Annotated in this window: 13 protein-coding genes; 10 read left to right on the plus strand and 3 right to left on the minus strand. The window is 56.1% G+C overall.

What is annotated here, in order from left to right; translation table 11 throughout:
• Positions 1 to 123: 123 nt before the first annotated feature.
• Positions 124 to 774 (minus strand): hypothetical protein, encoded by a 651-nt coding sequence (locus H6750_09280; GenBank protein ID MCB9774499.1) that lies wholly within the window; start codon positions 772 to 774, stop codon positions 124 to 126.
• 303 nt (positions 775 to 1,077) lie between these two features.
• On the opposite strand from H6750_09280, the gene H6750_09285 reads away from it, so the two are divergent.
• From H6750_09285 to H6750_09300, 4 genes are all read left to right on the plus strand, one after another.
• Complete coding sequence (locus tag H6750_09285; protein MCB9774500.1) at positions 1,078 to 1,455, plus strand: hypothetical protein; 378 nt, start codon at positions 1,078 to 1,080, stop codon at positions 1,453 to 1,455.
• 117 nt (positions 1,456 to 1,572) lie between these two features.
• Complete coding sequence (locus tag H6750_09290; protein MCB9774501.1) at positions 1,573 to 2,847, plus strand: FAD-dependent monooxygenase; 1,275 nt, start codon at positions 1,573 to 1,575, stop codon at positions 2,845 to 2,847.
• Positions 2,848 to 2,905: 58 nt separating this feature from the next.
• Complete coding sequence (locus H6750_09295) at positions 2,906 to 3,673, plus strand: hypothetical protein (protein MCB9774502.1); 768 nt, start codon at positions 2,906 to 2,908, stop codon at positions 3,671 to 3,673.
• Positions 3,670 to 4,401: a TPM domain-containing protein gene (locus H6750_09300; GenBank protein MCB9774503.1), complete on the plus strand. Its 732-nt coding sequence runs from the start codon at positions 3,670 to 3,672 to the stop codon at positions 4,399 to 4,401. Before H6750_09295 ends, H6750_09300 begins: the two co-directional genes overlap by 4 nt.
• A gap of 212 nt (positions 4,402 to 4,613) precedes the next feature.
• Here H6750_09300 and H6750_09305 read toward each other — a convergent pair whose 3' ends face one another.
• Positions 4,614 to 5,291, minus strand: a complete 678-nt coding sequence (locus H6750_09305; GenBank protein MCB9774504.1) for a DUF3386 domain-containing protein — start codon at positions 5,289 to 5,291, stop codon at positions 4,614 to 4,616.
• Between the two features lie 418 nt (positions 5,292 to 5,709).
• Here H6750_09305 and H6750_09310 point away from each other — a divergent pair, with 418 nt between their 5' ends.
• The 5 genes from H6750_09310 (at position 5,710) to H6750_09330 (ending at position 20,494) form a co-directional block, all read left to right on the plus strand.
• A complete protein-coding gene (locus H6750_09310; GenBank protein ID MCB9774505.1) occupies positions 5,710 to 6,843 on the plus strand; it encodes a PASTA domain-containing protein in 1,134 nt (377 codons plus the stop codon).
• An 81-nt stretch (positions 6,844 to 6,924) separates the two neighbouring features.
• Positions 6,925 to 10,368, plus strand: coding sequence for a PASTA domain-containing protein (locus tag H6750_09315; protein MCB9774506.1), 3,444 nt, complete (start codon positions 6,925 to 6,927; stop codon positions 10,366 to 10,368).
• A 162-nt stretch (positions 10,369 to 10,530) separates the two neighbouring features.
• A complete protein-coding gene (locus H6750_09320) occupies positions 10,531 to 14,307 on the plus strand; it encodes a PASTA domain-containing protein (protein ID MCB9774507.1) in 3,777 nt (1,258 codons plus the stop codon).
• A gap of 298 nt (positions 14,308 to 14,605) precedes the next feature.
• On the plus strand, positions 14,606 to 17,830 hold the full coding sequence (locus H6750_09325; GenBank protein ID MCB9774508.1) for a PASTA domain-containing protein: 3,225 nt from the start codon (positions 14,606 to 14,608) through the stop codon (positions 17,828 to 17,830).
• Positions 17,831 to 17,974: 144 nt separating this feature from the next.
• Complete coding sequence (locus tag H6750_09330) at positions 17,975 to 20,494, plus strand: PASTA domain-containing protein (GenBank protein MCB9774509.1); 2,520 nt, start codon at positions 17,975 to 17,977, stop codon at positions 20,492 to 20,494.
• A 97-nt stretch (positions 20,495 to 20,591) separates the two neighbouring features.
• Here the strand turns inward: H6750_09330 and H6750_09335 are convergent, their stop codons facing one another.
• The gene (locus tag H6750_09335) at positions 20,592 to 23,879 is read right to left on the minus strand and encodes an SUMF1/EgtB/PvdO family nonheme iron enzyme (GenBank protein ID MCB9774510.1); all 3,288 of its coding nucleotides are present in this window, start codon (positions 23,877 to 23,879) and stop codon (positions 20,592 to 20,594) included.
• Positions 23,880 to 24,506: 627 nt separating this feature from the next.
• Here H6750_09335 and H6750_09340 point away from each other — a divergent pair.
• Positions 24,507 to 25,781 carry a hypothetical protein gene (locus H6750_09340; protein MCB9774511.1) on the plus strand — a complete coding sequence of 425 codons (1,275 nt, stop codon included), beginning with the start codon at positions 24,507 to 24,509 and terminating at the stop codon, positions 25,779 to 25,781.
• Positions 25,782 to 25,800: the final 19 nt, after the last annotated feature.

The raw sequence follows: 25,800 nt of genomic DNA on the forward strand, positions 1-25,800 counted from the left end.
TACCTTCTCCGTCGAGGCTTGCATGAGGTTTAGTAGCGATTCACCTCCTGAAGGTTAAAAGGGTTCGTATTCCGCTGCCTGTGCAGCGGAGAGGACGGGAGATAGAACAACAGAGCCGTCATCTTATAATTTATCTGATTTTAATTGAAATGCCCGATCTTTGACTGTCAGATCCAGGAATAATTGATTGAACAAGTCTTTGGCGACATGATTGGTGAGCACCTCGACATCTTTAGGATCGAATGTGACCACGCTGTCGGTTCCATTCGCACCGAGCACCATCCGGACGGTGCTGCCATCCACCGCATTTTTCGCTTCAAAGGCCACACGTATTTTAACCTCAATATCCGTAAAGCCGAATCCGGTTTTTGCATTCGCCTCCATGACCAAGATATCGCCTGTCAGAATGACATCGGCCGGTGCACTTCCTGCGGGGGGTTCAGCACCGGTCGCCCGCGAGGCCTGCCATTTTTCCTGTTGGAGGTATTCCAGGGCCAGATCCGCCATGCCTTCGCCGAGATTCCCATTCCAGGCATTAAAATGCGTCGCACCTCCCCAAAAATGTGTGCGGGAACCCAGACGAGTTTTCTGCGCCCGTTTATCCTGAAACGGTTCAACCACAATGGTCAGATCTTCGTGATGGTTGGGGGTAGCCTTCATCGTGGACGGGAAGGCATGGGGATTAAAATTCACTGTCTGCCCTGCCCCCTGACATCCGGCGACTCCCAGGCTGACAATGCACATCATGATAAACCAGTTGGCTTGTGTCTTCACTCGTGGAACCTCCATGTATAGAAAGTGGATATCAGATGATCGTCTATGCTGTGACGGGAGAGGGATGTTGCTGCCGATACCCTATTCAGTCCGGGCCACCCATCCATCCTAAGTTTCGACAGCGTAAGAATAATAAACCTGCAGGATTTAATCTAGTCTTGCCTTGAATTTCCGTGATGAGCCTGCGCGAATAATTCCGGCACACAACCGCCTGAGGATGATGGCATGATCTGTCTTGACATTGTCGTAAAGCGCTTGACACTATCATACCTGGTTTGATTGTTAATCCAAAGGAAATTTTTCATGTGGAAGCATAATTTTTTGTTTCGAGCTGAAGGGGCGGTGCCCCTGGAGCAAACCGAAAACGAGTTGTTTCATGACACGAACCCGGCACTGGATAGTTCGGGCTTACAAATGGATAAATATATTTCCGTCTGGCTCCAAGGGGATGGCGATGAGACCAAGCCACTGGTCTATACGACGGTGTATGTTCGAACGGCCACGTTAGATCCGGAAAAAGGGGTTGGATTCCTTCAACCCCTTCAAGGACGGACCCACCAAATCAAAAGTATGTTGTCCCCCGAACAGAAATCGTATCTTCGGCAATGGTTGTCGAGTACCTATCCACCAGCCTGGGAAGAGGCTGACGATCACTTTCAGTCCATTTTCTCCGAAACCTGATCTCCCCATTCCCGCCGGAGCATGGTCGGTTTCTGAGATCGGCATAGGTGAATTTCAGCTTCTCGCTCGCCCGGGTGGTCCGGTCGGCGGCAAATGTTTATTGCTAGGGTCTTAGTCATGGATTTACAGACACAGGTTCTGATCATCGGCGCCGGCGGCGGGGGAGCGGTCCTGGGACTTCTCTTAGCCCGAAAAGGGATTGCCAATATCGTTTTGGAGCAGGCTGCGGGTCCCCCGCAGGGGCTGCGGGGAGAAATTCTCCAACCCAATGGGCAGGAAATCCTTCAGCGCCTTGGGTTATTAGACCAGTTGCCGGTTCATGCCTATAAACCCGTCAGATTCTTTCATTTCCGTCGAAGCGGAGGAACGCGGCTCTGTACGATTGACTATGCGATGTTGCCCCCGCCCTTTAACCGGGCTTTGGTGATGTGGCCTCATGTCGTGCATCACACTATTCTCGACGCGCTGAAACGGGAGAATCCATTGGGACTTCGCTATGGGGCACGTTTTCGTTCTCTGCTCCGGAATGGCACACGTATCACAGGTGTCAAAGCAGATATTGAGGGCAACCAGGTTACGATCGGTGCTCAGGTGGTGGTTGGGGCAGATGGACCGTTTTCGGAGGTTCGGGAAGCGCTCGGCATACCCACGGTGCTGCATCGGTATCTCGACAGTTATCTGGTGGCCATGTTGGAATCACCCACATCATTGGAGGAAGCGCAGTACTATGTGGGGAAAAAATCTATTCTGGGAATTTTCCCCGCCGCCGGTCAAAAGGTTTATGCCTTTTATATGGTTTCGTCGGATTCCCTGAACCAGGTTAAAGCCGATGGGGTATCGGCCCTTCGAGAAAAATGGAAAACCATTGCCCCGGAACTTGCCACGGTCTTTGATTCCTTTCAGGATTGGAATCAGACGGCCTATATGGGAACCGGACGGGTCCGGGCGAAAACCTGGGTTCAGGATGGAGCGGTGGTCATGGGTGATGCCGCCCATGGGATGAATCCGCATGCCTCCCAGGGACGGATGCAAGCGATGGTAGACGCGGTTACCCTCGCGGAGGTTCTTGATGATTGTCATCGGACGGGAAACTGGTCGGCATCGAATCTTAGGGCATTTGAATCACAACGGCGTCCTCAGGTCACCATGCTGCAACGTCTGGCTGATGAAGAGGTCTTTTTTTGGAATACCGGAAATCCTCTCCTGGGGATGTTGCGGGACCGCGTCTTCACAACGATGGATAAAAATCCGCGTTTGCAATATCAAGTGTTGACGGCCACAGCCGGGCTGCGGACCACCTCACCCTTTGGTTGGATGGATCGGTTTCAAGCGGCGGGCTTGTTGCCGGATCCCAGAGCCCATCAGATTCCCGATCATGCACGGTCTGCGTAATTAACGTTGGAGTCCATCTTCGTCGCTCATCCTTTTTCCAATATTTGGCTCGTATCCTATGCCGACATCACTATTGCCGTCACTCGAACTTCCCGAAGACCTGAGGGAAACACTCGAACAATATGTAAAAGAGCTTCAGAAGGATTGGGGGGCTGATTTAGAGAGCCTTCTTCTGTATGGCAGCGCGGCTCGGGGGGATTTTATTGCCGGCCGATCCAATTTTAATTTTTTGGTGCTGGTCCGGGCACTATCGGTGAGCGGGCTCCAGCGTGCAGGACAATTACATCGCAAATGGGGGAAGCATCAAATCGTCGCGCCTCTGGTGATGACGCAGGAGGAATTGTCCCAAACCCGTACTCTGTTCCCATTGGAATATTTTCAAATGCAAGAGCATCATGTGCGCTTGGCCGGCAAAGACCCGTTCGGCGCAGGGCACATTGATCGTCCACAATTGGGATGGCAATGTGAGCATGAACTCCTGGCGAATGTGTTCCGGATGCGGCAACGATTTGTTGAAGGGGAAGGACGACCCGAGGCCATCCGGGCTTTGCTTATGCTTTCCATTACCTCCGTTCTCCCATGTGTGCGGGGTATTCTGCGGGTCCTGGGTCATCCCTCAAAGGGAAAAGATGTGCAGATTCTTGAATGTCTTCCCCATGCCCTGCAGTTTGACCCCACGGTCCTCGTCGAAGTCCTGCAGATGAAGCGAGGCCTGAATAGTCCGGGTTCTCTTGAATGGTCCAAGGTGTATGAGCGGTATCTTCAGTCTGTGGAGGGTTTGTTGAAACAGGTTCAGGCGGTTCGTCAGGAGAGCGGAGTAGGATGATGCCCACCAGAAGGCTTGTCGGTCCGCTCATTCTGGTGGTTGTGTTGGCTTTTTCTGCCGTCTCAATGGGGATGACTCCCCAGGAACAAAACCTCCCAACCCCGTTGGGGTATGTGAGTGATTATGCCCACCTGCTCGATGAGGAATGGCACAAACAAATTCGATCCGTGTGCAAAGATCTTGAATCGTCTTCCGGTGTGGAAATGCTGGTGGTGACCCTCCCGAGCATCAGCCCTCTTTCCCATGCCCAGGAGTATGCCTCCCGTCTCTATGAAGCCTGGCGGATTGGAACGGCGCAACAGGAGCGTGGCATCCTGTTACTGGTGGCGGTCAAAGAACGCCAAGCGGTGGTGGTGGTGGGGAAGAACCTTTTGTCGGTCGTGACTCCCCAACAATTGGATGAGATTTCTCTTAAGCATTTGCGTCCAATGTTCCGCTCTGGAGAGTATGGGATCAATATCTACCGGTCTGCCGTATCCCTTTCCACGCTGGCCGCACGGGCTCCTATTCAGAAGGACAAACCCAAGCCTCAGCGATCGGCCGCTTTTTGGATGAATATCGCGGTGGTGGTGCTAATGGTTTACGCGCTCTGGCGGTTCACCCGTCCTGAACGGCGACATCCGTTTTCCCGTTGGAAAAGGGGAGAATATTGGGGAACCGGTCAGGGGGGATTTGGCGGAAACTTTGGAGGATTTGGGGGAGGAACGGGAGGTCAGGGCTTACGTTGAAGAAGCTGGACTGGACCGAGCGACCTCTTTTTTCCTTACGCATCGTGAAATGTGTGGGGAAGATATTTGTGGTACGGTTTTCCTGCCCTGCCTTTCCAGAATGTCCACCCGTTCCATAACCCTTTTTATTTCGAGAGTAGGGATGGGAAGATCCATCGCTATAAGCAATCCATAAACCCCAGGCCGACTTCATGTTGGCCCGGGGTTCTGTTTTATGACAGCATTTTGTGATTTTCAAACGTGAGGGATCGCACGACGATTTCCCCGTTTTCATAAGAAATGATGCGTCGGGTGGCTGGAAGGTCTGAGTTGCCTATTCTGATATGGGTATCCGAAAAACTGTCGACATTTTTCAGTGACCGGTCTTTTGGAGAAAAATAATAGACCGTATATCGTGTGGTGAGATAATGCCCATCCTGGGTGACTGCACTCTCTTCCACGTTGATGGTAAAAGCCGCCTGCGGCATATTTCGATTGATTTGGGTAATGCGGTTGTCTTTCACCCGGTACCATGAACCCATTCCGTCTCCATGAATGGTGATCCGTTGACCTAAAGGGTGCTGTTCTTCTCCTCCTAACGTCAGGGTATGTTTCCCGTCTGATTCCTGAAACGTTCTAGGCCCCCGATGGACGGCAATCATTCCAATCTGGTTTTGGGCCCACGTTTGTAATTCGGTATCATCGATACCCACCGTCACTTCCCGCGGCCCTTTTACGGTCACCGTCCCTTTGGTTTCTTTTCCGTTCACATTAATACGCAGGTCGGCCTGAAAGCCTTTAAAGTCCGGTTGCCACCGTGCGGTTTTAGCAAAGGCGGCTTGGAGCAGCTCGCGGGCTTTTGGATCATCCTGGACTTCGGTGGTTGGTTGCTCTGCTGTATTCTTTTCCATGTCGTAGGCTCCTTTTCCTGTCATGTCGGGTATGTGATCAGACTGATAGAGCGAATACTGCTGCTCATTATAAGGATCTCAGGAGAGGGGGACAACCGTTCAGATGGCGCGAGGTCACGAGGACTCTTGAAGTCCTCAGTCTCATTGACTGTACGGGAAATTTTGCCGGCTCCACCATTAAACTTTTCAAAAACCCTCTGTCAGAAACTAATCTTTGTTAAAGGTTTAACTCGTTAGCCAGATGCCTATAAAATCATAAAAAGGGGGAAACAAAGGTACATTGAAAAGAGAGTGGTGTTCGGCTAGGCTGCTTCCATAATTTTTTATCTGAGGGAAGATTTCCCGGCAAAGATGTCCGTGTTTTCCATCCCTCTGACAGAGATGTTTCGCTTGCTTCCACCCCCAAGAGGCATTGCGCATGTACGCCGAAGAGCAACAGTTTAAGGATGTCCGGAAACTTAAACGAACCGGTCAGGTCCATGGTTGGCTGATACAATTTTTTAAGGTCATGGTCTTGGTGGGTTTGTTGTTCCCCACCTTCGCGTTGCCAACAGTATGGGCCGAAGTTGTCCCCGATGTGGTGGGAAGCCCGCAGGCGTCTGCTGAGGGGGCCATTACTGCGGCGGGTTTGGCAGTGGGGACCATCACGACCAGCAGTCATGCCACGGTGCCATCGGGGAATGTCATCAGTCAATCGCCGGGGGCGGGGACGAGCGTGGCGGCGGGCAGTGCGGTGAACCTGGTGGTGTCGACGGGGCCGGCGCCGGTCACGGTGCCGGATGTGGTGGGGAGCCCGCAGGCGTCTGCTGAGGGGGCCATTACCGCGGCGGGCTTGGCAGTGGGGACCATCACGACCAGCAGTCATGCCACGGTGCCGTCGGGGAATGTCATCAGTCAATCGCCGGGGGCGGGGACGAGTGTGGCGGCGGGCAGTGCGGTGAACCTGGTGGTGTCGACGGGGCCGGCGCCGGTCACGGTGCCGGATGTGGTGGGGAGCCCGCAGGCGTCTGCTGAGGGGGCCATTACCGCGGCGGGCTTGGCAGTGGGGATCATCACGACCAGCAATCATGCCACGGTGCCGTCGGGGAATGTCATCAGTCAATCGCCGGGGGCGGGGACGAGCGTGGCGGCGGGCAGTGCGGTGAACCTGGTGGTGTCGACGGGGCCGGCGCCGGTCACGGTGCCGGATGTGGTGGGGAGCCCGCAGGCGTCTGCTGAGGGGGGCCATTACCGCGGCGGGCTTGGCAGTGGGGACCATCACGACCAGCAGTCATGCCACGGTGCCGTCGGGGAATGTCATCAGTCAATCGCCGGGGGCGGGGACGAGCGTGGCGGCGGGCAGTGCGGTGAACCTGGTGGTGTCGACGGGGCCGGCGCCGGTCACGGTGCCGGATGTGGTGGGGAGCCCGCAGGCGTCGCTGAGGGGCCATTACCGCGGCGGGCTTGGCAGTGGGGACCATCACGACCAGCAGTCATGCCACGGTGCCGTCGGGGAATGTCATCAGTCAATCGCCGGGGGCGGGGACGAGTGTGGCGGCAGGCAGTGCGGTGAACCTGGTGGTGTCGACGGGGCCGGCGCCGGTCACGGTGCCGAATGTGGTGGGGAGCCCGCAATGCGGGCTCACTGCAGCAAATGTCATCAGTCAACGGGGCGGTGCATGCCTCGGTGACCAGCAGTCATGCCACGGTGCCGTCGGGGAATGTCATCAGTCAATCGCCGGGGGCGGGGACGAGTGTGGCGGCGGGCAGTGCGGTGAACCTGGTGGTGTCGACGGGGCCGGCGCCGGTCACGGTGCCGAATGTGGTGGGGAGCCCGCAGGCCACTGCGCAAACCACGCTTACCAATGCGGGCCTCAAGGTGGGGACCATCACGACCAGCAGTCATGCCACGGTGCCGTCGGGGAATGTCATCAGTCAATCGCCGGGGGCGGGGACGAGTGTGGCGGCGGGCAGTGCGGTGAACCTGGTGGTGTCGACGGGGACCGGCGCCGGTCACGGTGCCGAATGTGGTGGGGAGCCCGCAGGCCACTGCGCAAAACGCACGCTTACCAATGCGGGCCTCAAGGTAGGGACCATCACGACCAGCAGTCATGCCACGGTGCCGTCGGGGAATGTCATCAGTCAATCGCCGGGGGCGGGGACGAGTGTGGCGGCGGGCAGTGCGGTGAACCTGGTGGTGTCGACGGGGCCGGCGCCGGTCACGGTGCCGAATGTGGTGGGGAGCCCGCAGGCCACTGCGCAAAGCACGCTTACCAATGCGGGCCTCAAGGTGGGGACCATCACGACCAGCAGTCATGCCACGGTGCCGTCGGGCCGGGTCATCAGTCAATCGCCGGGGGCGGGGACGAGTGTGGCGGCGGGCAGTGCGGTGAACCTGGTGGTGTCGACGGGGCCGGCGCCGGTCACGGTGCCGAATGTGGTGGGGAGCCCGCAGGCCACTGCGCAAACCACGCTTACCAATGCGGGCCTCAAGGTAGGGACCATCACGACCAGCAGTCATGCCACGGTGCCGTCGGGCCGGGTCATCAGTCAATCGCCGGGGGCGGGGACGAGTGTGGCGGCGGGCAGTGCGGTGAACCTGGTGGTGTCGACGGGGCCGGCGCCGGTCACGGTGCCGAATGTGGTGGGGAGCCCGCAGGCCACTGCGCAAAGCACGCTTACCAATGCGGGCCTCAAGGTGGGGACCATCACGACCAGCAGTCATGCCACGGTGCCGTCGGGCCGGGTCATCAGTCAATCGCCGGGGGCGGGGACGAGTGCGGCGGCGGGCAGTGCGGTGAACCTGGTGGTGTCGACGGGACCGGCGGTGCCGAATGTTGTAGGCCTAACCCAGGCCGCGGCGCAAACCGCGATTACCACGGCAGGATTGAGGTTGGGCACGGTGACCTCAAGCAACAGTCAGACAGTCTCTATTGGCAGAGTCATCAGTCAAAATCCCCAGCCAGGGAGCAAGGTGGCGGCGGGTAGTGCCGTGAACCTTGTCGTATCCCTTGGAGCCGCCGTGCCGAATGTGGTGGGTTTGACCCAGGCCGCAGCCCAAACCGCTATAACCAGTGCGGGTTTGACGGTGGGGACGGTGGCCACAGTGAATAGTCCGACCGTGGAGATTGGTGCGGTAATCAGTCAAACCCCGTCAGCTGGGGACAATGTAGCTCCAGGCAGTGCCGTGGACCTGATCGTATCTCTTGGGGCCGCCGTGCCGAATGTGGTGGGCTTGTCGCAGAATGATGCTCAAAAGGCTTTGGCTGCGGCCGGCCTGACAGTGGGGGTGGTGACGACGAGCATTAGTCCCACAGTGCCAATTGGCGACGTCATTAGTCAAAAGCCGGGAGCAGGGACCAATGTGGCTCCGGGCGATTCAGTAGCCTTGGTTATTTCGTCAGGACCGCCGGTTTTTCTTATGGGGGTGCAAAATGATCCCAGGACCGGACCCCTGGTGAATAGCCTTTACCGCCTTCGCACTGATGGAGTCGTAACTAAAATTGGAGATCTGACGCACCGTACCCATGGCTTGGCCTATGTCGGGACTACGTTGTATTCGGTTGAGGAACTGTCTCTTTCTCCCCGACCTGGAGCTTCGCCGAATTTGTATCGGTTGAATCCGGAAAGCGGGGCTACTCTGGCCACGATCCCTCTGTCCTTGTCGACAGGCGAATCGTTAGAGGGCGGGCGGGGGTTAGCCACGGAACCCGGGACCAATCTGCTCTGGGGGTTGCTTGTGGCGACGTCCGAAGTAAATAGTGCCAGGCGTTTAGTCACGATTAATCCGACGACGGGAATGGCTACACAAAAGGCCAAACTGTTTGGAAACTTTATGGACCTGGCCTTTGATGCTTCCGGGTCGCTCTATGCGATTACGGACAATCGATCGGTGCCTGGCGGAGCGAAGGTGTTTCCGGCCCGGATTTATACGGTGAATAAATCGACAGGGGCCACCACGGAATTTCTGGATGTCTCGGCCGGTGCCGTGGCGGGACAACCGAATTTTCGAGAAAGTGAAACGATTGGGATAGGGGCTTCTTCCGACCTATTGTATCATCTTTCCGGTCAGCATAAGGTGACCTCAGGATTTACAAAGAATATTCTGTTCGAAACGATTCATCGGTCCACAAAAGTCAGAACGGCGGTGCCTCTCACAGGGCCGGATTTTTTTGTGACGACCGCCTTGACCATGGTGCCGCCTACGAGTCCTCCGGCATTGGGAGATCTGGATGCCTCGGGCACGGCTGATCTTATCTGGCGCAACCAGAGTGATGGCAGCACCGCGATCTGGTTGATGAATGGCGCGTCGATCGCCGCCTCCGGCTTCCCGGGCGGGGTACCGAAAGTTTGGCAGATCGCGGGCGTGGGCGATGTCAACGGCGATGGCAGGGCGGATGTTATCTGGCGTAATACCACAGGCACCGTGGCCGTGTGGCTGATGAACGGAGTGGCGGTCACGGCCGTGGGCTTTCCCGGAAGTACGTCGACGTCGTTTGAGATTGCAGGCGTGGGCGATGTGAACGGCGATGGAAAAGCCGACCTTGTCTGGCGTAACATCACTGATGGCAGTACCGCAATTTGGTTAATGAACGGGACCACCATTGCCGCCTCCGGCTTTCCCGGGGGCGTGCCCCTTTCCTGGCAAATCGAGGGGGTGGGCGATGTCAATGGGGATGGTCGAGCGGATGTCATTTGGCGCAATGGCACGAGCGGGGGAGTGGCTATGTGGCTGATGAACGGGTCATCAGTGACCGAGGTAGGCTTTGTCGGAGTAGCCCCAACCGCTTTTGATATGGCGGGGGTTGGCGATGTGAACGGCGATGGAAAGGCGGACTTGATCTGGCGCAACCAGAGTAATGGCAGTACGGCAATTTGGTTAATGAATGGGACCACCATTACCAAAGCCGGCTTCCCGGGGGGCGTGCCCGTTGCGTGGCAAATTTCTCAAGTCGGCGACGTAAATGGAGATGGTAATGCCGATGTCATCTGGCGCAATGATACAAGTGCCATCGTGGCGGTCTGGTTGATGAACGGGTTATCGATCTCGACCGTAGGTTTTCCGGGTTCGGCTCCCTCCGATTGGGAAATTCAGTAGCATAGTTCTTTTGAGCTGATTGGCCTTCCAAGGTCATCGAACAAGAGCACATCAATTTTCTGTATTTGTCACTTTTAACTTACATTTTATTTCTCTTATGCGCATAATCAGGTATCTTTCCGCCACGTAATTTATTTCACGACCGGGTCCCCAAGGGATGTGATGAAGGTTCAGCACCTGAACGGGTTGAATCTACCCCACCAGAAGTTGCAAAGAGGTCGCAAGTCGATCTTTTTGTGGATGGTGGTATTCGTAAGCCTCGTCTTCCTCAACTTTATTTTTCCAGCGACAGCAAGAGCCGTGGAAGTTCCTGATTTTATCGGGAGCCCACAGGCCACAGCAGAGTCAGAGATTATAAACATCGGTCTCACTGTGGGCGATGTGACGGCAGCCATTGATGGTGGGGTGCCCATTGGCAACGTCATCAACCAGGATCCGGCAGCTGGGATCAATGTGGTGCCGGGCAGTCCGGTGGACCTCGTGATTTCCGGTGTGGCGGTGCCTAATGTGGTGGGGGTCATACAGGGCAATGCCCAAACCGCTATTACCAATGCGGGTCTCACCGTGGGGACGGTGACGACCGCAAATAGTGCGACCGTCCCTATTGGAAACGTCATTAGTCAGGCTCCGGCAGCGGGGACCCCTGTTTTTCAGGGTAATGCGGTGGCCTTTGTGGTGTCTGTGGGTGTCGCCGTGCCAAATGTCGTGGGATTGCCTCAAGGCACGGCCCAATCGGCGATTACCAGTGCCAACCTTGCGGTGGGCACGGTGACGATGGCGAACAATACGACCGTGGCCATTGGAAATGTCATCAGTCAGAACCCGGCGGCGGGTACCAATGTCGCGGCGGGCAGTGCCGTAGCCTTGGTGGTGTCCCTGGGCGCGTCGGTGCCGAATGTGGTGGGGATCACACAGGGCAATGCTCAAACCGCCATTACCAATGCGGGTCTCACCGTGGGGACGGTGACGTCCGCGAATAGTGCGAGCGTGTCTATTGGAAACGTCATCAGTCAGAATCCGGCGGCGGGAACCAATGTGGAGCCTGGTAGTACCGTGGCTTTTGTGGTGTCTTTGGGAACCGCGGTGCCGAACGTGGTGGGTTTGACCCAGTCGGCCGCGCAAACGGCGATTACCAATGCCGGTTTGACGGTAGGGGCCATTACAACAGCCAGTCATCCATCGGTGCCGACTGGGAATGTTATCAGTCAGAACCCAGGGGCCGGAAGCAATGTGGCGCCAGGCAGTGCCGTGGCCTTTGTGGTGTCCCTGGGGCCGGCGGTGCCGAATGTGGTGGGTTTGACCCAGTCGGCCGCGCAAACGGCGATTACCAATGCCGGGCTGACACTGGGCGCGGTGACCTCGGCCAATAGTCAGTCGGTGCCCATTGGGAGGGTCATTAGTCAAACTCCTGCACCAGGAACCAGTGTCACAGCAGGCAGTGCGGTGAACATTGTTGTCTCCCTGGGTACTGCTGTGCCGAACGTCGTGGGTTTGACGCAAGCTGCCGCCCAGACGGCAATTACGAATGTCGGGTTAACAGTCGGGGCGGTGACCACTTCCGCTAGTGCGACGGTCTCCGCGGGAAATGTCATCAGTCAAAATCCGACAGCTGGAAACAATGTGGCACCAGGCAGTGCCGTGGCGTTAGTGGTGTCCCTGGGGCCGGTGGTGCCGAATGTGGTCGGTTTGACCCAGTCGGCCGCGCAATCCGCGATAACCACGGCCGGTTTGACAGTGGGCACCGTAACGACTGCCACAAGTGCGACGGTGCCCATTGGGAGAGTTATTAGTCAAACTCCTGCGTCAGGCACCAGTGTCACAGCGGGCAGCAAGGTGAACATTGTGGTCTCCCTGGGCGCCGCAGTCCCGAATGTCGTGGGTTTGACCCAGGCCGCGGCGCAAGCCGCAATTACCGCGGCGGGATTGACGGTAGGAACGGTGACCACCGCCACGAGTCCAACCGTGGCAATTGGTGCGGTCATCAGTCAAAATCCGACAGCTGGAAACAATGTGGCGCCTGGCAGTGCGGTGGCCCTGGTGGTATCGCTAGGGGCTCAGGTACCCGATGTCGTGGGCTTGACGCAAAGTGTCGCTCACACGGCTTTGATCTCGGCTGGCCTTACTGTAGGGACGGTGACAGCGGTTTTTAGCGACACCGTTCCTCTTGGAACCGTAATTAGTCAAAATCCGCCGGCGGGGACAAATGTGGCGCCTGGCAGTGGAGTGGCCCTGGAGATTTCCTCCGGACCGCCGGCTTTTCTTATGGGGGTGCAAAATGATCCCAAAACCGGGCCGCTGGTGAATAGTCTCTACCGAATTCGCACCGATGGGGTGGTGACCAAAATCGCAGATCTGACGCACCGTACCCATGGCTTGGCCTTTGTCGGGTCCAACCTGTATTCCGTGGAAGAACTGACGCTTGCCCAACAGGCTGGGACGCCGCCAAAGATGTATCGGCTTGATCCCGACACCGGGGCTACGCTGGAGGCGATCTCTCTCTCGCTGTCCACGAGCGAATCGTTAGAGGGCGGACGAGGGCTGTCCACGGAGCCTGGAACCAATCAGTTGTGGGGGTTGCTCGTGGTGACATCCGAAGTGAACAATGCCCGCCGGCTAGTGACGATTAATCCGACCACGGGTCTGGCCACGCAAAAGGCCAAACTGTTTGGAAACTTTATGGATCTGGCCTTTGATGCCGCCGGGACGCTGTATGTGATCACGGATAACCGACCCGTATCCGGCGGGACTGTGGCTCCCGCCCGAATTTATACGGTGAATAAGACGACGGGGGCCACCACGGAATTTCTGGATGTCTCGGCCGGCGCCGTGGCGGGACAACCGAATTTTCGAGAAAGTGAAACGATTGGGGTGGGGACTTCATCTGATCTGTTGTATCACCTTTCGGGGCAGCATAAGGTGACGTCCGGATTTACTAAAAATATTCTGTTTGAAGCGATCAATCTGAACAATAAAGCCAGAAACGCAATTTCGATCACGGGTCCGGACTTTTTTGTAACGACGGCCTTGACGTTGGTGCCACCCATGAGTCCAAATCTTCCGGCCCTAGCGGATCTGGATGCGTCCGGTACGACCGACCTGGTTTGGCGGCATACGACTGATGGCAGCACCGCGATCTGGTTGATGAACGGATCGAGAATCGCGGCCTCTGGTTTTCCAGGCGGGGTGCCGCTGGCCTGGCAGATTGCGGGCGTGGGCGATCTGAACGGCGATGGCAAGGCGGATGTCATTTGGCGCAATGCCACCGGCACGTTGGCCGTGTGGTTGATGAACGGGGTGTCGGTGACGTCCGTGGGCTTTCCGGGCAGTACGTCAACGGCGTTTGAGGTTGCGGGCGTGGGCGATGTGAATGGCGATGGCAAAGCCGACCTGGTCTGGCGCAACCAGACTGATGGCAGCACGGCCATCTGGTTAATGAACGGGACCACCATTGCCGGCTCCGGCTTTCCTGGCGGGTTGTCTTTGGCCTGGAAAATTGCGGGCGTGGGCGATCTGAACGGCGATGGCAAAGCGGATGTCATCTGGCGCAATACCGCCGGTACCGTAGCAGTGTGGTTGATGAACGGGTTAAGTATCACGGGGGTCGGCTTTCCGGGCAGTGCCTCGACGGCGTTTGAGGTTGCGGGCGTGGGCGATGTGAATGGGGATGGCAAAGCCGACCTGGTCTGGCGCAACCAGACTGATGGCAGCACGGCCATCTGGTTAATGAATGGGACCACGATTGCTACCCCCGGTTTTCCTGGCGGAGTTCCCTTGGCGTGGAAAATTTCTCAAGTCGGTGATGTGAATGGGGATGGCAAGGCGGATGTCATTTGGCGCAATGGCCCGAATGGCACGGTGGCCGTCTGGCTGATGAACGGATTGGCAATTTCGGCGGTGGGTTTCCCCGGTTCGGCTTCTTCAGTCTGGGAGATTCAGTAAATAATTCCGGTTGGATGGGGACTACCAGGCTCATCTGCTAAGGATGGAACGCGCCAACACTCTCATGTTATACTCGGCTTTATTTTTTCCGTGTTCCTGATCAGAAATCTTTCGCCCATCTGATTAACAACACGACCAAACCCTCCCCCATTGCAGAGATAACGAAGCACTTTTCTTTCATTTCACCGCAAAACGCAACGGCAATCCATGGGTCAGGCGCGTAGGTTGGGGGTGTAACCAGGTGAGCCTGGGGCGCCGTGGACTGGGCAGCTGATTCTTGCTGAATGGAGTCAACGATATGAATCTTATGAAAGTTCTGCACCAGAACAAATCGATGTTGAATTTTACCTGTCAGAAATTGCAAAGAGATCATGCCTCGATCCTTTTGCCGTTCGGCTTTCTTGTGAGCCTGCTCTTTCTTATCTATGGCCTACCTGTAACGGCAGGTGCCGTAGAGGTCCCCGATGTGGTCGGAAGCCCACAAGCCACAGCAGAGGCCACTATTATTAGCTCGGGCCTTTCTGTGGGGGGCGTGACGCCGGTCAATAGCCCCACGGTGCCCGTCGGCGCAGTGATTAGTCAAGATCCGGCGGCCGGAATCAATGTGGTATCGGGCAGTCCGGTGGATCTGGCGATATCTGGAGCGACGGTGCCAAACGTGGTGGGGTTAGCGCAGACGGCCGCCCAAACCGCCATTGCGGCAGCCGGTCTCACGGTAGGGACAGGGACGACAGCCAATAGTGCCACGGTGCCCATCGGCCATGTTATCAGCCAAACTCCCGCAGCAGGTGCCAATGTGTTGCCGGGGAATACCGTCACCCTCGTGATCTCCCTGGGTACCGCGGTGCCGGATCTGGTGGGATTGACCCAAGCCGCGGCGGAAACTGCCATTACGGCAGCCGGTCTCACGGTTGGGGCAGGGACGACAGCCAATAGTGCCACGGTGCCGGCGGGCACGGTTATCAGTCAAACGCCGGTTGCAGGAAGTAATGTGCCTCCGGGTAGTGCGGTAGCTCTTGAGGTGTCCCTTGGGGCGAAGGTGCCCAATGTGGTCGGCTTGACGCAGGCCGCGGCGGAAGCAGCCATTACCAGTTCGGGTTTGACCGTGGGGACCGTGACAACGGCTAACAGTACAACGGTGCCGGCCGGCACGGTCATCAGTCAATCACCGGCGGCTGGAACCAATGTGGCTCCAGCGACTGCTGTGACACTGGTGGTGTCCTCGGGGGTGGAGGTGCCGAATGTGGTGGGATTGACGCAAGCGGCGGCGCAAACGGAGATTACCTCAGCCAGCCTGACTGTGGGCACGGTAACATCGGCCAATAGTTCCAGTGTGGCTGTGGGCAAAGTTATAAGTCAGAATCCGGCAGCAGGGGCGAAAGTGGAAGCAGGAAGTGCGGTAGCCTTGGTAGTGTCCCTTGGGGCAAAGGTCCCTAATGTTGTCGGGAGTTCGAAAGGTAGTGCGCAAACAGCGCTGACCACGGCAGGGCTGAAAGTTGGGACGGTGACATCGGCCAACAGTCAAACGGTGGCTATCGGGAACGTTATCAGTCAAAATCCGACAGCGGGGTCGAATGTGGCCCCAGGCAGTGCAGTTGCTCTGGTGGTATCGGTGGGAACGGCCGTGCCCAATGTGGTCAATAAATCGCAGGCTGCGGCACAAGCGGCCATTGCCGGTGTAGGCTTGACGGTGGGGAATGTGACGTCAGTTTTTAGCGACACCGTGGCTTCCGGAAATGTGATCAGTCAAAACCCCACAGCGGGGACGAATGTTTCACCAGGTAGTGGCGTCGGTTTGGTCATATCCTCCGGTCCACCGGTTCTACTCATGGGAGTGCAAAATGATCCCAAGACCGGGCCGCTGGTGAATAGCCTCTATCGACTTCGTACCGATGGGGTGGTGTCCAAAATTGGAGATCTCACGCACCGCACACATGGCTTGGCTTATGTCGGGTCCAACTTGTATTCCGTAGAAGAGCTGACGCTTGCCAAACAAGCGGGGACTCCGCCGAATTTGTATCGGCTCAATCCCAGCACCGGGGCCACGCTGGCCACGATCCGCCTGTCCTTATCGACCGGAGAATCCTTAGAAGGAGGGCGAGGTCTGGCCACGGAGCCCGGAACCAACCAACTGTGGGGGTTACTCGTGGTGACTTCCGAGGTGAATACTCTCCGTCGGCTAGTCACGATCAATCCGACGACCGGCGTCGCCACGCAAAAGGCGAAACTGTTTGGAAACTTCATGGATCTGGCGTTTGATGCGGCCGGGACGCTTTATGCCATCACGGATAACCGACCCGTATCCGGTGGGGCTGTGGCTCCGGCCAGGATTTATACGGTGAATAAAACGACGGGGGCCACGACGGAATTTCTGGATGTCTCGGCCGGCGCCGTAGCGGGGCAACCGAATTTCCGCGAGAGTGAAACCATAGGGGTAGGGTCGTCCTCGGACCTCCTGTATCATCTCTCCGGGCAACATAAAGTAACCTCTGGATTTACCAAGAATATTTTGTTTGAACAGATTCATCGAACCACGAAGGCCAGAAAAGCCATTGCCCTCTCGGGCCCGGACTTTTTTGTCACGACGGCCTTGACGTTGGTGCCTCCCACGAATACGACTACGGGTACAGGTACTCCGGCTTTGGCCGATCTGGACGCGTCCGGCACGACTGACCTGATCTGGCAAAACACCCAAGATGGCAGCACGGCCATCTGGTTGATGAATGGAACGACGATCGCAGCTACAGGGTTCCCGGGCGGGGTGCCCGCGGCCTGGCGGATTGCGGGTGTGGGCGATGTGAATGGAGACGGCAAGGGGGATGTCATCTGGCGCAATAGTACAAGTGGCACCGTAGCCGTGTGGCTGATGAATGGCGTGTCGGTGACGTCCGTGGGTTTTCCCGGAAGCGCGTCGACGGCGTTTGAAATTTCCGGCGTGGGCGATGTCAACGGCGATGGGAAAGCCGACCTGGTCTGGCGCAACAGGACTGATGGCAGTACCGCCATCTGGCTGATGAACGGAACGAAAATCGCTGCTCCTGGTTTTCCGGGCGGGGTGCCGGTAGGCTGGCAAATCGCGGGTGTGGGCGATGTGAATGGGGATAGTAAGGCGGATGTTATCTGGCGCAATGGTGGGAGCGGCACCGTGGCGGTGTGGCTGATGAACGGATTAGGTATCACGGGTGTGGGCTTTCCCGGCAGTGCGTCGACGGCATTTGAGATTGCAGGCGTGGGCGATGTGAACGGGGATGGCAAAGCCGATCTGGTCTGGCGCCATACGACTGACGGCAGTACCGCCATCTGGATGATGAATGGGACCACCATTGCTGCGCCCGGTTTTCCTGGCGGGGTGCCCTTAGCATGGCAGATTTCTCAAGTCGGGGATATCAATGGCGATGGCAGATCGGATGTTATCTGGCGCAATGGACGGAGCGGGACCGTGGCCGTCTGGTTGATGAATGGGGCATCGATTTCAAGCGTGGGTTTCCCTGGCTCTGCCCCCTCAGACTGGGAGATTCAGTAGGCATTGGTTACGGCATACCCACTCCTGCCACCATATAAAGCAGGAGTGCCGTTCAAAAAAGGGATCGCTGGGGCCAGAGTATGGATTCGAACCCTTGTTTTGTCATATGGTTCCGCAATTGTTGCTGAATGGAGCATACACGACATGGACGCAATGAAAGTTCAGCATCAGCAGATCTTGAATCGCCCACATCAGGGAACCCGTCAGGCCCTCAACTTCCTGGTTTTACAGCTACTCGTCCTAGGAAGTCTTCTCCTTCTGACCTGTGCCTTCCCTGGGACGGCAAGAGCTGTCGAAGTCCCCAATGTCGTGGGCAGCCCACAGGCTGCGGCGGAGGCAGATATTATCAAGGCAAAGTTGAAGGTGGGAAAGATAACCTCGGCGAATATTGTCACCGTCCTGCCCGGTACTGTCATCATTCAAGACCCGGCAGCAGGAATTAATGTCGTCCGAGGGACGAAGGTTGATCTGGTGGTATCTGGCGTGTCAGTCCCCAACGTCGTCGGTCGAAAGCAAGCTGACGCCCAACAGGATCTGGTCAAAGCAGGATTAATCGTCGGGAGGGTCACAACGGCCAGTAGCGCGACTGTGTCGGCAGGCAAGGTCATCAGTCAAAACCCCACGGCCGGAATCAGTGTGGCATTTGGAAGTCCGGTAGACCTGGTCGTATCACTCGGCAGCACAGTCCCGAATGTAGTGGGCATGACGCAGGCAGTTGCTCAATCGGCGATTACCACGGCTGGTTTGACCGTCGGTGCAGTGACGACGGCCAATAGTGCGACTGTGGCGGCAGGCAAGGTTATTAGTCAAAATCCGGTAGCCGGAAAAAAGGTAGCAGCGGGAAGTGCTGTGGCCCTGGTCGTGTCCCGAGGAACACAAGTTCCGAATGTAGTTGGTCGCACGCAAGCCGACGCCCAAAAAGCGCTGACTTCCGCCGGCCTAACCGTGGGAACGGTGACCATGGCCAATAGCGCCACGGTAGCGGCCGGGAGAGTGATAAATCAAAACCCGGGGGCCGGTACCACTGTGAACCCTGGAAGTGCGGTTGCTTTGGTGGTATCGCTGGGAACAACCGTGCCCGATGTCGTGGGCTTGACGCAGAGTAGCGCCCAGACGGCTCTGATCGAAGCGGGCTTAACGGTGGGGAGCATAACGACCGCCAACAGCGAAACGGTGCCTAGCGGCACCGTCATCAATCAAACGCCCGTGGCTGGAATAAAGGTCACTCCAGGCAGTGCGGTGGCCCTCGTCATTTCCTCCGGACCGCCGGTTTTTCTTATGGGCGTACAAAATGATCCCAGAATCGGACCGCTTGTGAACAGCCTCTACCGACTTCGCACTGATGGAGTCGTAACCAAAATTGCGGATCTGAACCACCGTACCCATGGTCTGGCCTTTGTGGGGTCTACGCTGTATTCCGTGGAAGAGCTGACGCTTTCGCAACAGGCGGGAGCCCGGCCAAATCTGTATCGGCTCAATCCCGATACTGGAGCCACCCTGGCCACGATCCCACTGTCCTTATCGACGGGTGAATCCTTAGAGGGGGGACGGGGGTTGGCCACAGAGCCTGGGACCGGTCAGCTCTGGGGCTTGCTTGTGGTGAGGTCTGAAGTAAACAGTGCCCGCCGGTTAGTGACGATTAATCCCAAGACCGGTGTGGCTACCCAAAAGGCCAAACTTCTGGGGAATTTCATGGACCTGGCGTTTGATGCGGCCGGGATCCTCTATGCGATCACGGACAATCGACCCGTGCCAGGGGTGGCAACGGTGTTTCCGGCCCGGATTTATACGGTGAATACGACGACGGGAGCGACGACGGAATTCCTGGATGTCTCAGCCGGCGCCGTGGCCGGACAACCAAATTTCCGGGAAAGTGAAACCATAGGGGTAGGATCGTCGACGGACCTTCTGTATCATTTTTCCGGTCAGAATAAGGTGACCTCAGGATTTACCAAGAATATGCTGTTTGAAACGATCCATGTGAACAACAAAACCAGAACCGCGATTGCGCTTACGGGCCCGGACTTTTTTGTGACGACAGCCTTGGCGTTGGTCCCACTCAAGACCGCGCCAGCCTTGGGAGATCTTGATGCCAATGGCAAAGCTGATCTGGTTTGGCGAAACAATTCTAATGGCAACACCGCCATCTGGTTGATGGATGGAACGACGATTGCGGCCTCAGGCTTTCCGGGTGGAGTGCCGGTGGCCTGGCAAATCGCGGGGGTGGGCGATGTGAACGGGGATAACAAGGCCGATGTTATTTGGCGCAACGGCACCAGTGGGGGAGTGGCCGTGTGGCTGATGGACGGATTGTCGGCGACGGCCGTTGGTTTTCCTGGAAGCGCCTCTACGGCTTTTGAGATCACGGGTGTGGGCGATGTGAATGGCGACCGGAAGGCAGATCTGATTTGGCGCAATACGATTGACGGCAGTACGGCAATCTGGTTGATGAACGGGACCACCATTGCCGCCTCAGGGTTCCCGGGCGGGGTGCCGGCCGTCTGGCAAATGTCAGAGGCGCGTGATGTGAACGGGGATGGCAGGGCGGATGTCATTTGGCGTAATAGCCGGAATGGGACGGTAGCGGTGTGGCTGATGGATGGATTGAGGATTTCCACCGTGGGATTCCCAGGATCCACCTCCACAGATTGGGAGATTCAATAGTTCCTGTTGGCTGAGGGGAGCGCTTGGGGGCGACAGCGGTCCAAGAAGCCATTCCGGGAGGGACTGTTGATTGAGATCAGGGCATGGATTGAAGAAATTACTGAGAGGATTTTGCGCAACGCATGCCAATGTAGGGACTTCTCGTTTCAGGATTTTCTCGCGCCCGATAGGTTGACCGGGCAAAAATCGAACTCACACTCCAGGATCCTCCACGATGCACTTTCATGGTGCCGGAGTCTGCTCCGTTGGGATTGTGGATGAGCCTCGGTTGGTTCTCGTATGGCGTATACCAATCGAAGACCCACTCGGATACATTTCCAGCCATGTCATGAACGCCAAATGAACTCACTCCATTCGGGAATGTGCCAACTTCTAACGGGCCGGCTTTTCCACGATCCAAAGCGGTTTGCATCCATTCACCCCATTTTGCCATTGATGAAAAGTTTTTGCCTGCCCAATAACTCGCCGTATTGGTTCGTTGAGGATCCCACAAGTTCCCCCACGGATAGGCATAATCTTGAGGCCCCCGAGCAGCGTGTTCCCATTCCGCCTCGGTAGGAAGGCGTTTGCCAGCCCAGGTGCAGTAGGCCGTCGCGTCATACCAGGTCACTCCGAGGACCGGATGATCGGGTTTGTGAAATCGTTCATTTTCCCAGAACGCAGGTGCTGCCCGACCTGTCGATTCAAGAAATGCACGATATTGGCGGTAGCTGACCTCGTATTGATCAATGTAATAGGCTTTAAGATTCACCTGTCGTTGAGGAATCTCTGCTTGGAAGGCATTGAACTGGACTCCCTCAAAGTCTTTCAGAAGGCCGGAAATCTGATCCTCAGTGCTTCCCATCCTAAATTCTCCTGCGGGAATTAAGATCATGGGGACGTCATCATTTCCTGACAAAGCGGACTGAACAGCGCCAGGTAAATCCTGTTGATGAAGCCGTGCTTCAAGGATGGGTTCCGGTTGAGATGCGTTCGGTTGACCGGTGGCCTCTGGCTGTGAGCCAGGGTCATTCTGAAACATATTCTTAAAAAATCCGAAAAACCCTGAACTCTCGTTCGAGGGTGGTTCAATCTCCGAGGGGGAAGGGGGAGAAGGCGTGAAGGAGGAAATGGTGCCAGGCGATGACGAACTTTCAGGAGAAGGCTCTGCCGGATCACTTCCACCATTCGGGCCAAGATGTGGTTGCGCAAGTCTTGCCTCTAGTTCCTTGCGCTCCCGTTCTGCGGCGACTCGCCGTCGCTCCTCTTCCAAATCAGCCAGGCGCCGCGCTTCCGCGGCTTGCCGGCGTTGTTCCTCTTCCGCCGCCAGTCTGGCTTTTTCGGCTTTCATCGCCGCCTCTTGCTTCAGGCGTGCGACTTGTTCCCGCTCTTCCTCAAGGGCTGCGAGTCGGGCCTTTTCGGCTTTCATCGCGGCCTCTTGCCTTATACGAGCCTGTTCCTCAGCCACTCGGCGGGCTTCAGCCAGTTGAGTCTGGCGGGTGAGTTCCTGTTTGGCCAGGGCTTCCTTGCGGCGTTGTTCCTCAGCCTCCATGCGGGCCTGCTCCTCGGCCGCTCGGCGGGCTTCAGCCAGTTGGGTTTGGCGGGTGAGTTCCTGTTTGGCCAGGGCTTCCTTGCGGCGTTGTTCCTCAGCCTCTATGCGGGCCTGTTCCTCGGCCATTCGGCGAGCTTCAGCCAGTTGAGTTTGGCGGGTGAGTTCCCGTTCCGCCAGGAGTTGTTTGCGTTTTTGCTCCTCTGCCGCGAGACGGGCCTTTTCGGCCTCCACTCGTCGCCGTTCTTCTTCAGCCACCATTCGCTGGGCTATGGCCAATTGTGTTTGAAATTCCCGTTCTTGTTGTGCCAAGAGCTGTTTGCGGCGTTCTTCCTCGGCAGCCAGCTTGGCTTGTTGAGCTTTTAACGCGGCTTGTTGTTGCGCTAAGAGGGCTTCTTGTTCCTGGCGGGCCTGTTCCGCGGCAACCCGCCGCCGTTCCTCCTCCGCAGCCAGGCGCTGGGCTTCGGCCAGTTGCGCTAAGGCCAGTTGGCGTTGCTTTTCTTCGGCGGCCAGGCGGGCTTGCTCGGCTTTTAATGCGGCTTGTTGTTGCGCTAAGAGGGCTTCTTGTTCCTGGCGGGCCTGTTCCGCGGCAACCCGTCGGCGTTCCTCCTCCGCAGCCAGGCGCTGGGCTTCGGCCAGTTGTGCTTGCAGATCCTTTTCCCGCTGACGTTGCTCCTTTAAAGATTGGAGAGCTTGCAACTCAAACTTTTCCCGCTCTGCCTCTAACGCGGCAGCTTCTTCTTCCACCGTTTTTTGTGCATTAGCCTGCTCGCTTTTTCCCGATGGAACGTTGTTGAAGACATCCAGGGGATTTCCAAAACTCTTTAAGAGTCCGACAATGGTCTCGACGGTTCCAGCTGCAGGATTGCTCGCCTTTCCTTGACCATTGGGGGTTTTCGCGACTTGAGGGTTGGAGGAAAATTTTTCGGGAATAAAGACAAATTCTCCCTTATCCGCACTCAATCCCCACATTTCCGGTCGTTGCACATGTTTATGAGTTAGAGCAGCTGATTGCACGTGTTCATCGAGAAAGGCGAAGAGTTCGGATGCGGGAATGATCCCATCGCCGTTCAGGTCACCCTTTCCCTTTCCAATGCCTTCCAGAAGATAATAAGTAAACACGCTATGTTTCCATTTCGGTCCGGCCAAGGCTTGTTGCCCGGTTCCTCCTGCGGTAATCAATTGGCGTGCAGGTTCACTGGCAATCATCTTCAGATAATTACTGGTCATGGGGGGAAACGAACGCTGACTGCGACCGGCAATGCCTCCGTAACATATGTCAATGAGAAATAAGACCTGTTTTGCCGGAAGGGATTCGGACAGTTCACGAAGAAGGTCCACACTGATTGCAGTGTCCGCAAGAAGGCCAGGTTCGGTATCGACGGGCATCATATAACCCACGGGTTGTTGCTTTCCCTTGCCGGGTGTTTCCCCGATATGCCCCGCAAAAAAGATGAGCACTCGATCATTTTTTTGTACTTGTGCGACAAGGTTTTGCCGTAACTCTTGAAGGATCGCTTTTTTCGTGGCTTGGGTGTTGTAGAGTGATGTGACGGTAAATCCTTGACGCCCGAGCATGCGGGCCACCGATTTTGCATCATCGACTGCGTAGGCCAGACCGGCGAGATTTAGGTATTTATCAATCCCTATGATGACGGCCCAGGATTTCCCCTGGGTTTCCGCGATATATTGGGCAGGAACTTTTCCGTTTACGGTACTACTGGAAGTATCTGCGTATGTCTGTATTGGAAGGAGCCACACGGTCAAACTGCATAACAAAAAAGAAAGCAGCAAGATGCCGGGAGAATGAAGAGATCCTTTTCTCAAGATGGGATGAAGAAGAATGCGATCGAACACCGTTCACGGGCTCCTGTAGCGCAACTCGATTTTACTCATGAAAATTCCCGGTAGAAAATAAGCAACGGCCATTTTCTTGATGCATCGGAATGTCCTCTTTGGTCTTTTTCTTTCGTTTGGTTCGGTCCTAGCTGCACGGCAACGAGTAAAAGAACGTGTAATAGGCATGCGCTGATCTCTTGCAACGGCCGTTCTTGGGACCAGTTTACTGGGTCTGGCCACGAAGATGCCATTGTTGGCCTTGTACACGACTTGAAAAATAACAGACCGTTCTCTTCCTGAAGCCGGTCGGGCATTTCCCCAAATTGCGGGTACTACGGCTGGGTAGGGGCTAGTTGTAGCGGTCCCTCTGGAAAAAATGGATTGACTTCATGGGGAAGAGTTTATAGGATCGCCTGGTTTTCTCTACGTCAGCATCGCATTTTTTGGATATGATTCCATCTTATAGCCACTTAAACTGAAGAAGGGCATGATGCACACCCTTCTTCTGGACCTGTGGTGTTGAGCGTACCATCCCCCAAACCCATAGTTAAAGTCGATAATTGCGTTTAGACCATCGCGCCAACCCCGTTGTTCGGAAATTTTTGGGAAACCCTTTTGTTTATTCCAATTATATGAGGAAAAATAATGACTTATTGGCTCATGCAGAACTTGGTATGTAGGCGAATTGAGCGGTTGGCCTGTTTCCTAGTGTTGGCAATGCTCCTCCTCAGTCAATCTGTCACTCAAGGCAAAGAACTAAAAAATGTGATTCCTGATCTTTATGGGGGAAATGGGTTTCAAACAGATCCTAATTTTGCAGGTAATCGGTCCAATGATTTTGGCAATGCGGTATTTAATTCCTTTAATGAACTGACCAATGGCATTGGGGCTCAAACAGGCCAATTTGCCGTAAACTCTACCGTGGCAGCCTACCGGTTTGATGTCGAGCGGGGAGTTCCTGTTGAAGTCACCAAAAGCCTCGGTCCGCTCTTTGCGGAACGGGCCGACACGCTTGGAAAAGGACGATTTGATTTCCAGGTCGTCTGGTCAAACGCCAATTACAAAAAATTTAATGGGAAGGATCTGTCTTCCCTCAGTGCCGATGTCCCTCCCACGGCCGGGCCCGGAACTCCGCCGAATGCGCCGGGGTTGGATGAACTATTGCAAGTTGATCTGGACGTCAAAGTGATTACCAATTTTGTGGGGTTTTTTGCTACGTACGGCATCACGGATAATTGGGACGTCAATCTTCTGGTTCCTCTCATCAATAACAAGATCAAGGCCAAAGCGAAGGCAACCATGCTTGATGCAAACGGGGTCCCTTGTACTCAAGGTGGAAATTGCAGTGGTATATATGTGATCAATGGAACGGCACCCGGCACGGGAGACCCTTCAAAAGACAGTTCTTCGGCGGATAAAACCGGAATCGGGGATGTTGTCCTCCGAACCAAATATAACATGCTGAAGAACCATGAAATCTTGCCTGATTTGGGCGTCCGGGGGGATGTTTCTTTTCCCACCGGAAATGAGGATAACTTCATGGGAGTCGGAGAATTCAAATTTCAGGGATTGGCTGTGGCTTCTAAATACTATTCGTCCCCGATCGGCATGATTGGTCCCCATGTGAATACGGGTTTCGTGCTCGTCAACAACAAATCCGATCTGAATCTTTTTACCTATGTAGCAGGCTTTGATCTGGCACCTATTCCCGTCTTTGCTTTCTCTCTTGACCTTCTGGGCCGCCACGAATTGGACGATAAGGATAACAGTGGGAAGGACATCGTCGATTTGGCTCCCGGCCTAAAATGGGCCCCTCTTCCCAACACTCTGGTTCAAGCAGCCGTCCAGCTCCCCCTCAATAAAGATGAAGGACTTCGTCCTGACGCGGTCTGGACGTTAGGCCTTGGAGGAACTTTCTAGGTCGCCGATACACATTTGG

It is taken from the genome of Nitrospiraceae bacterium (assembly GCA_020632595.1).
GTDB lineage: Bacteria > Nitrospirota > Nitrospiria > Nitrospirales > UBA8639 > Nitrospira_E.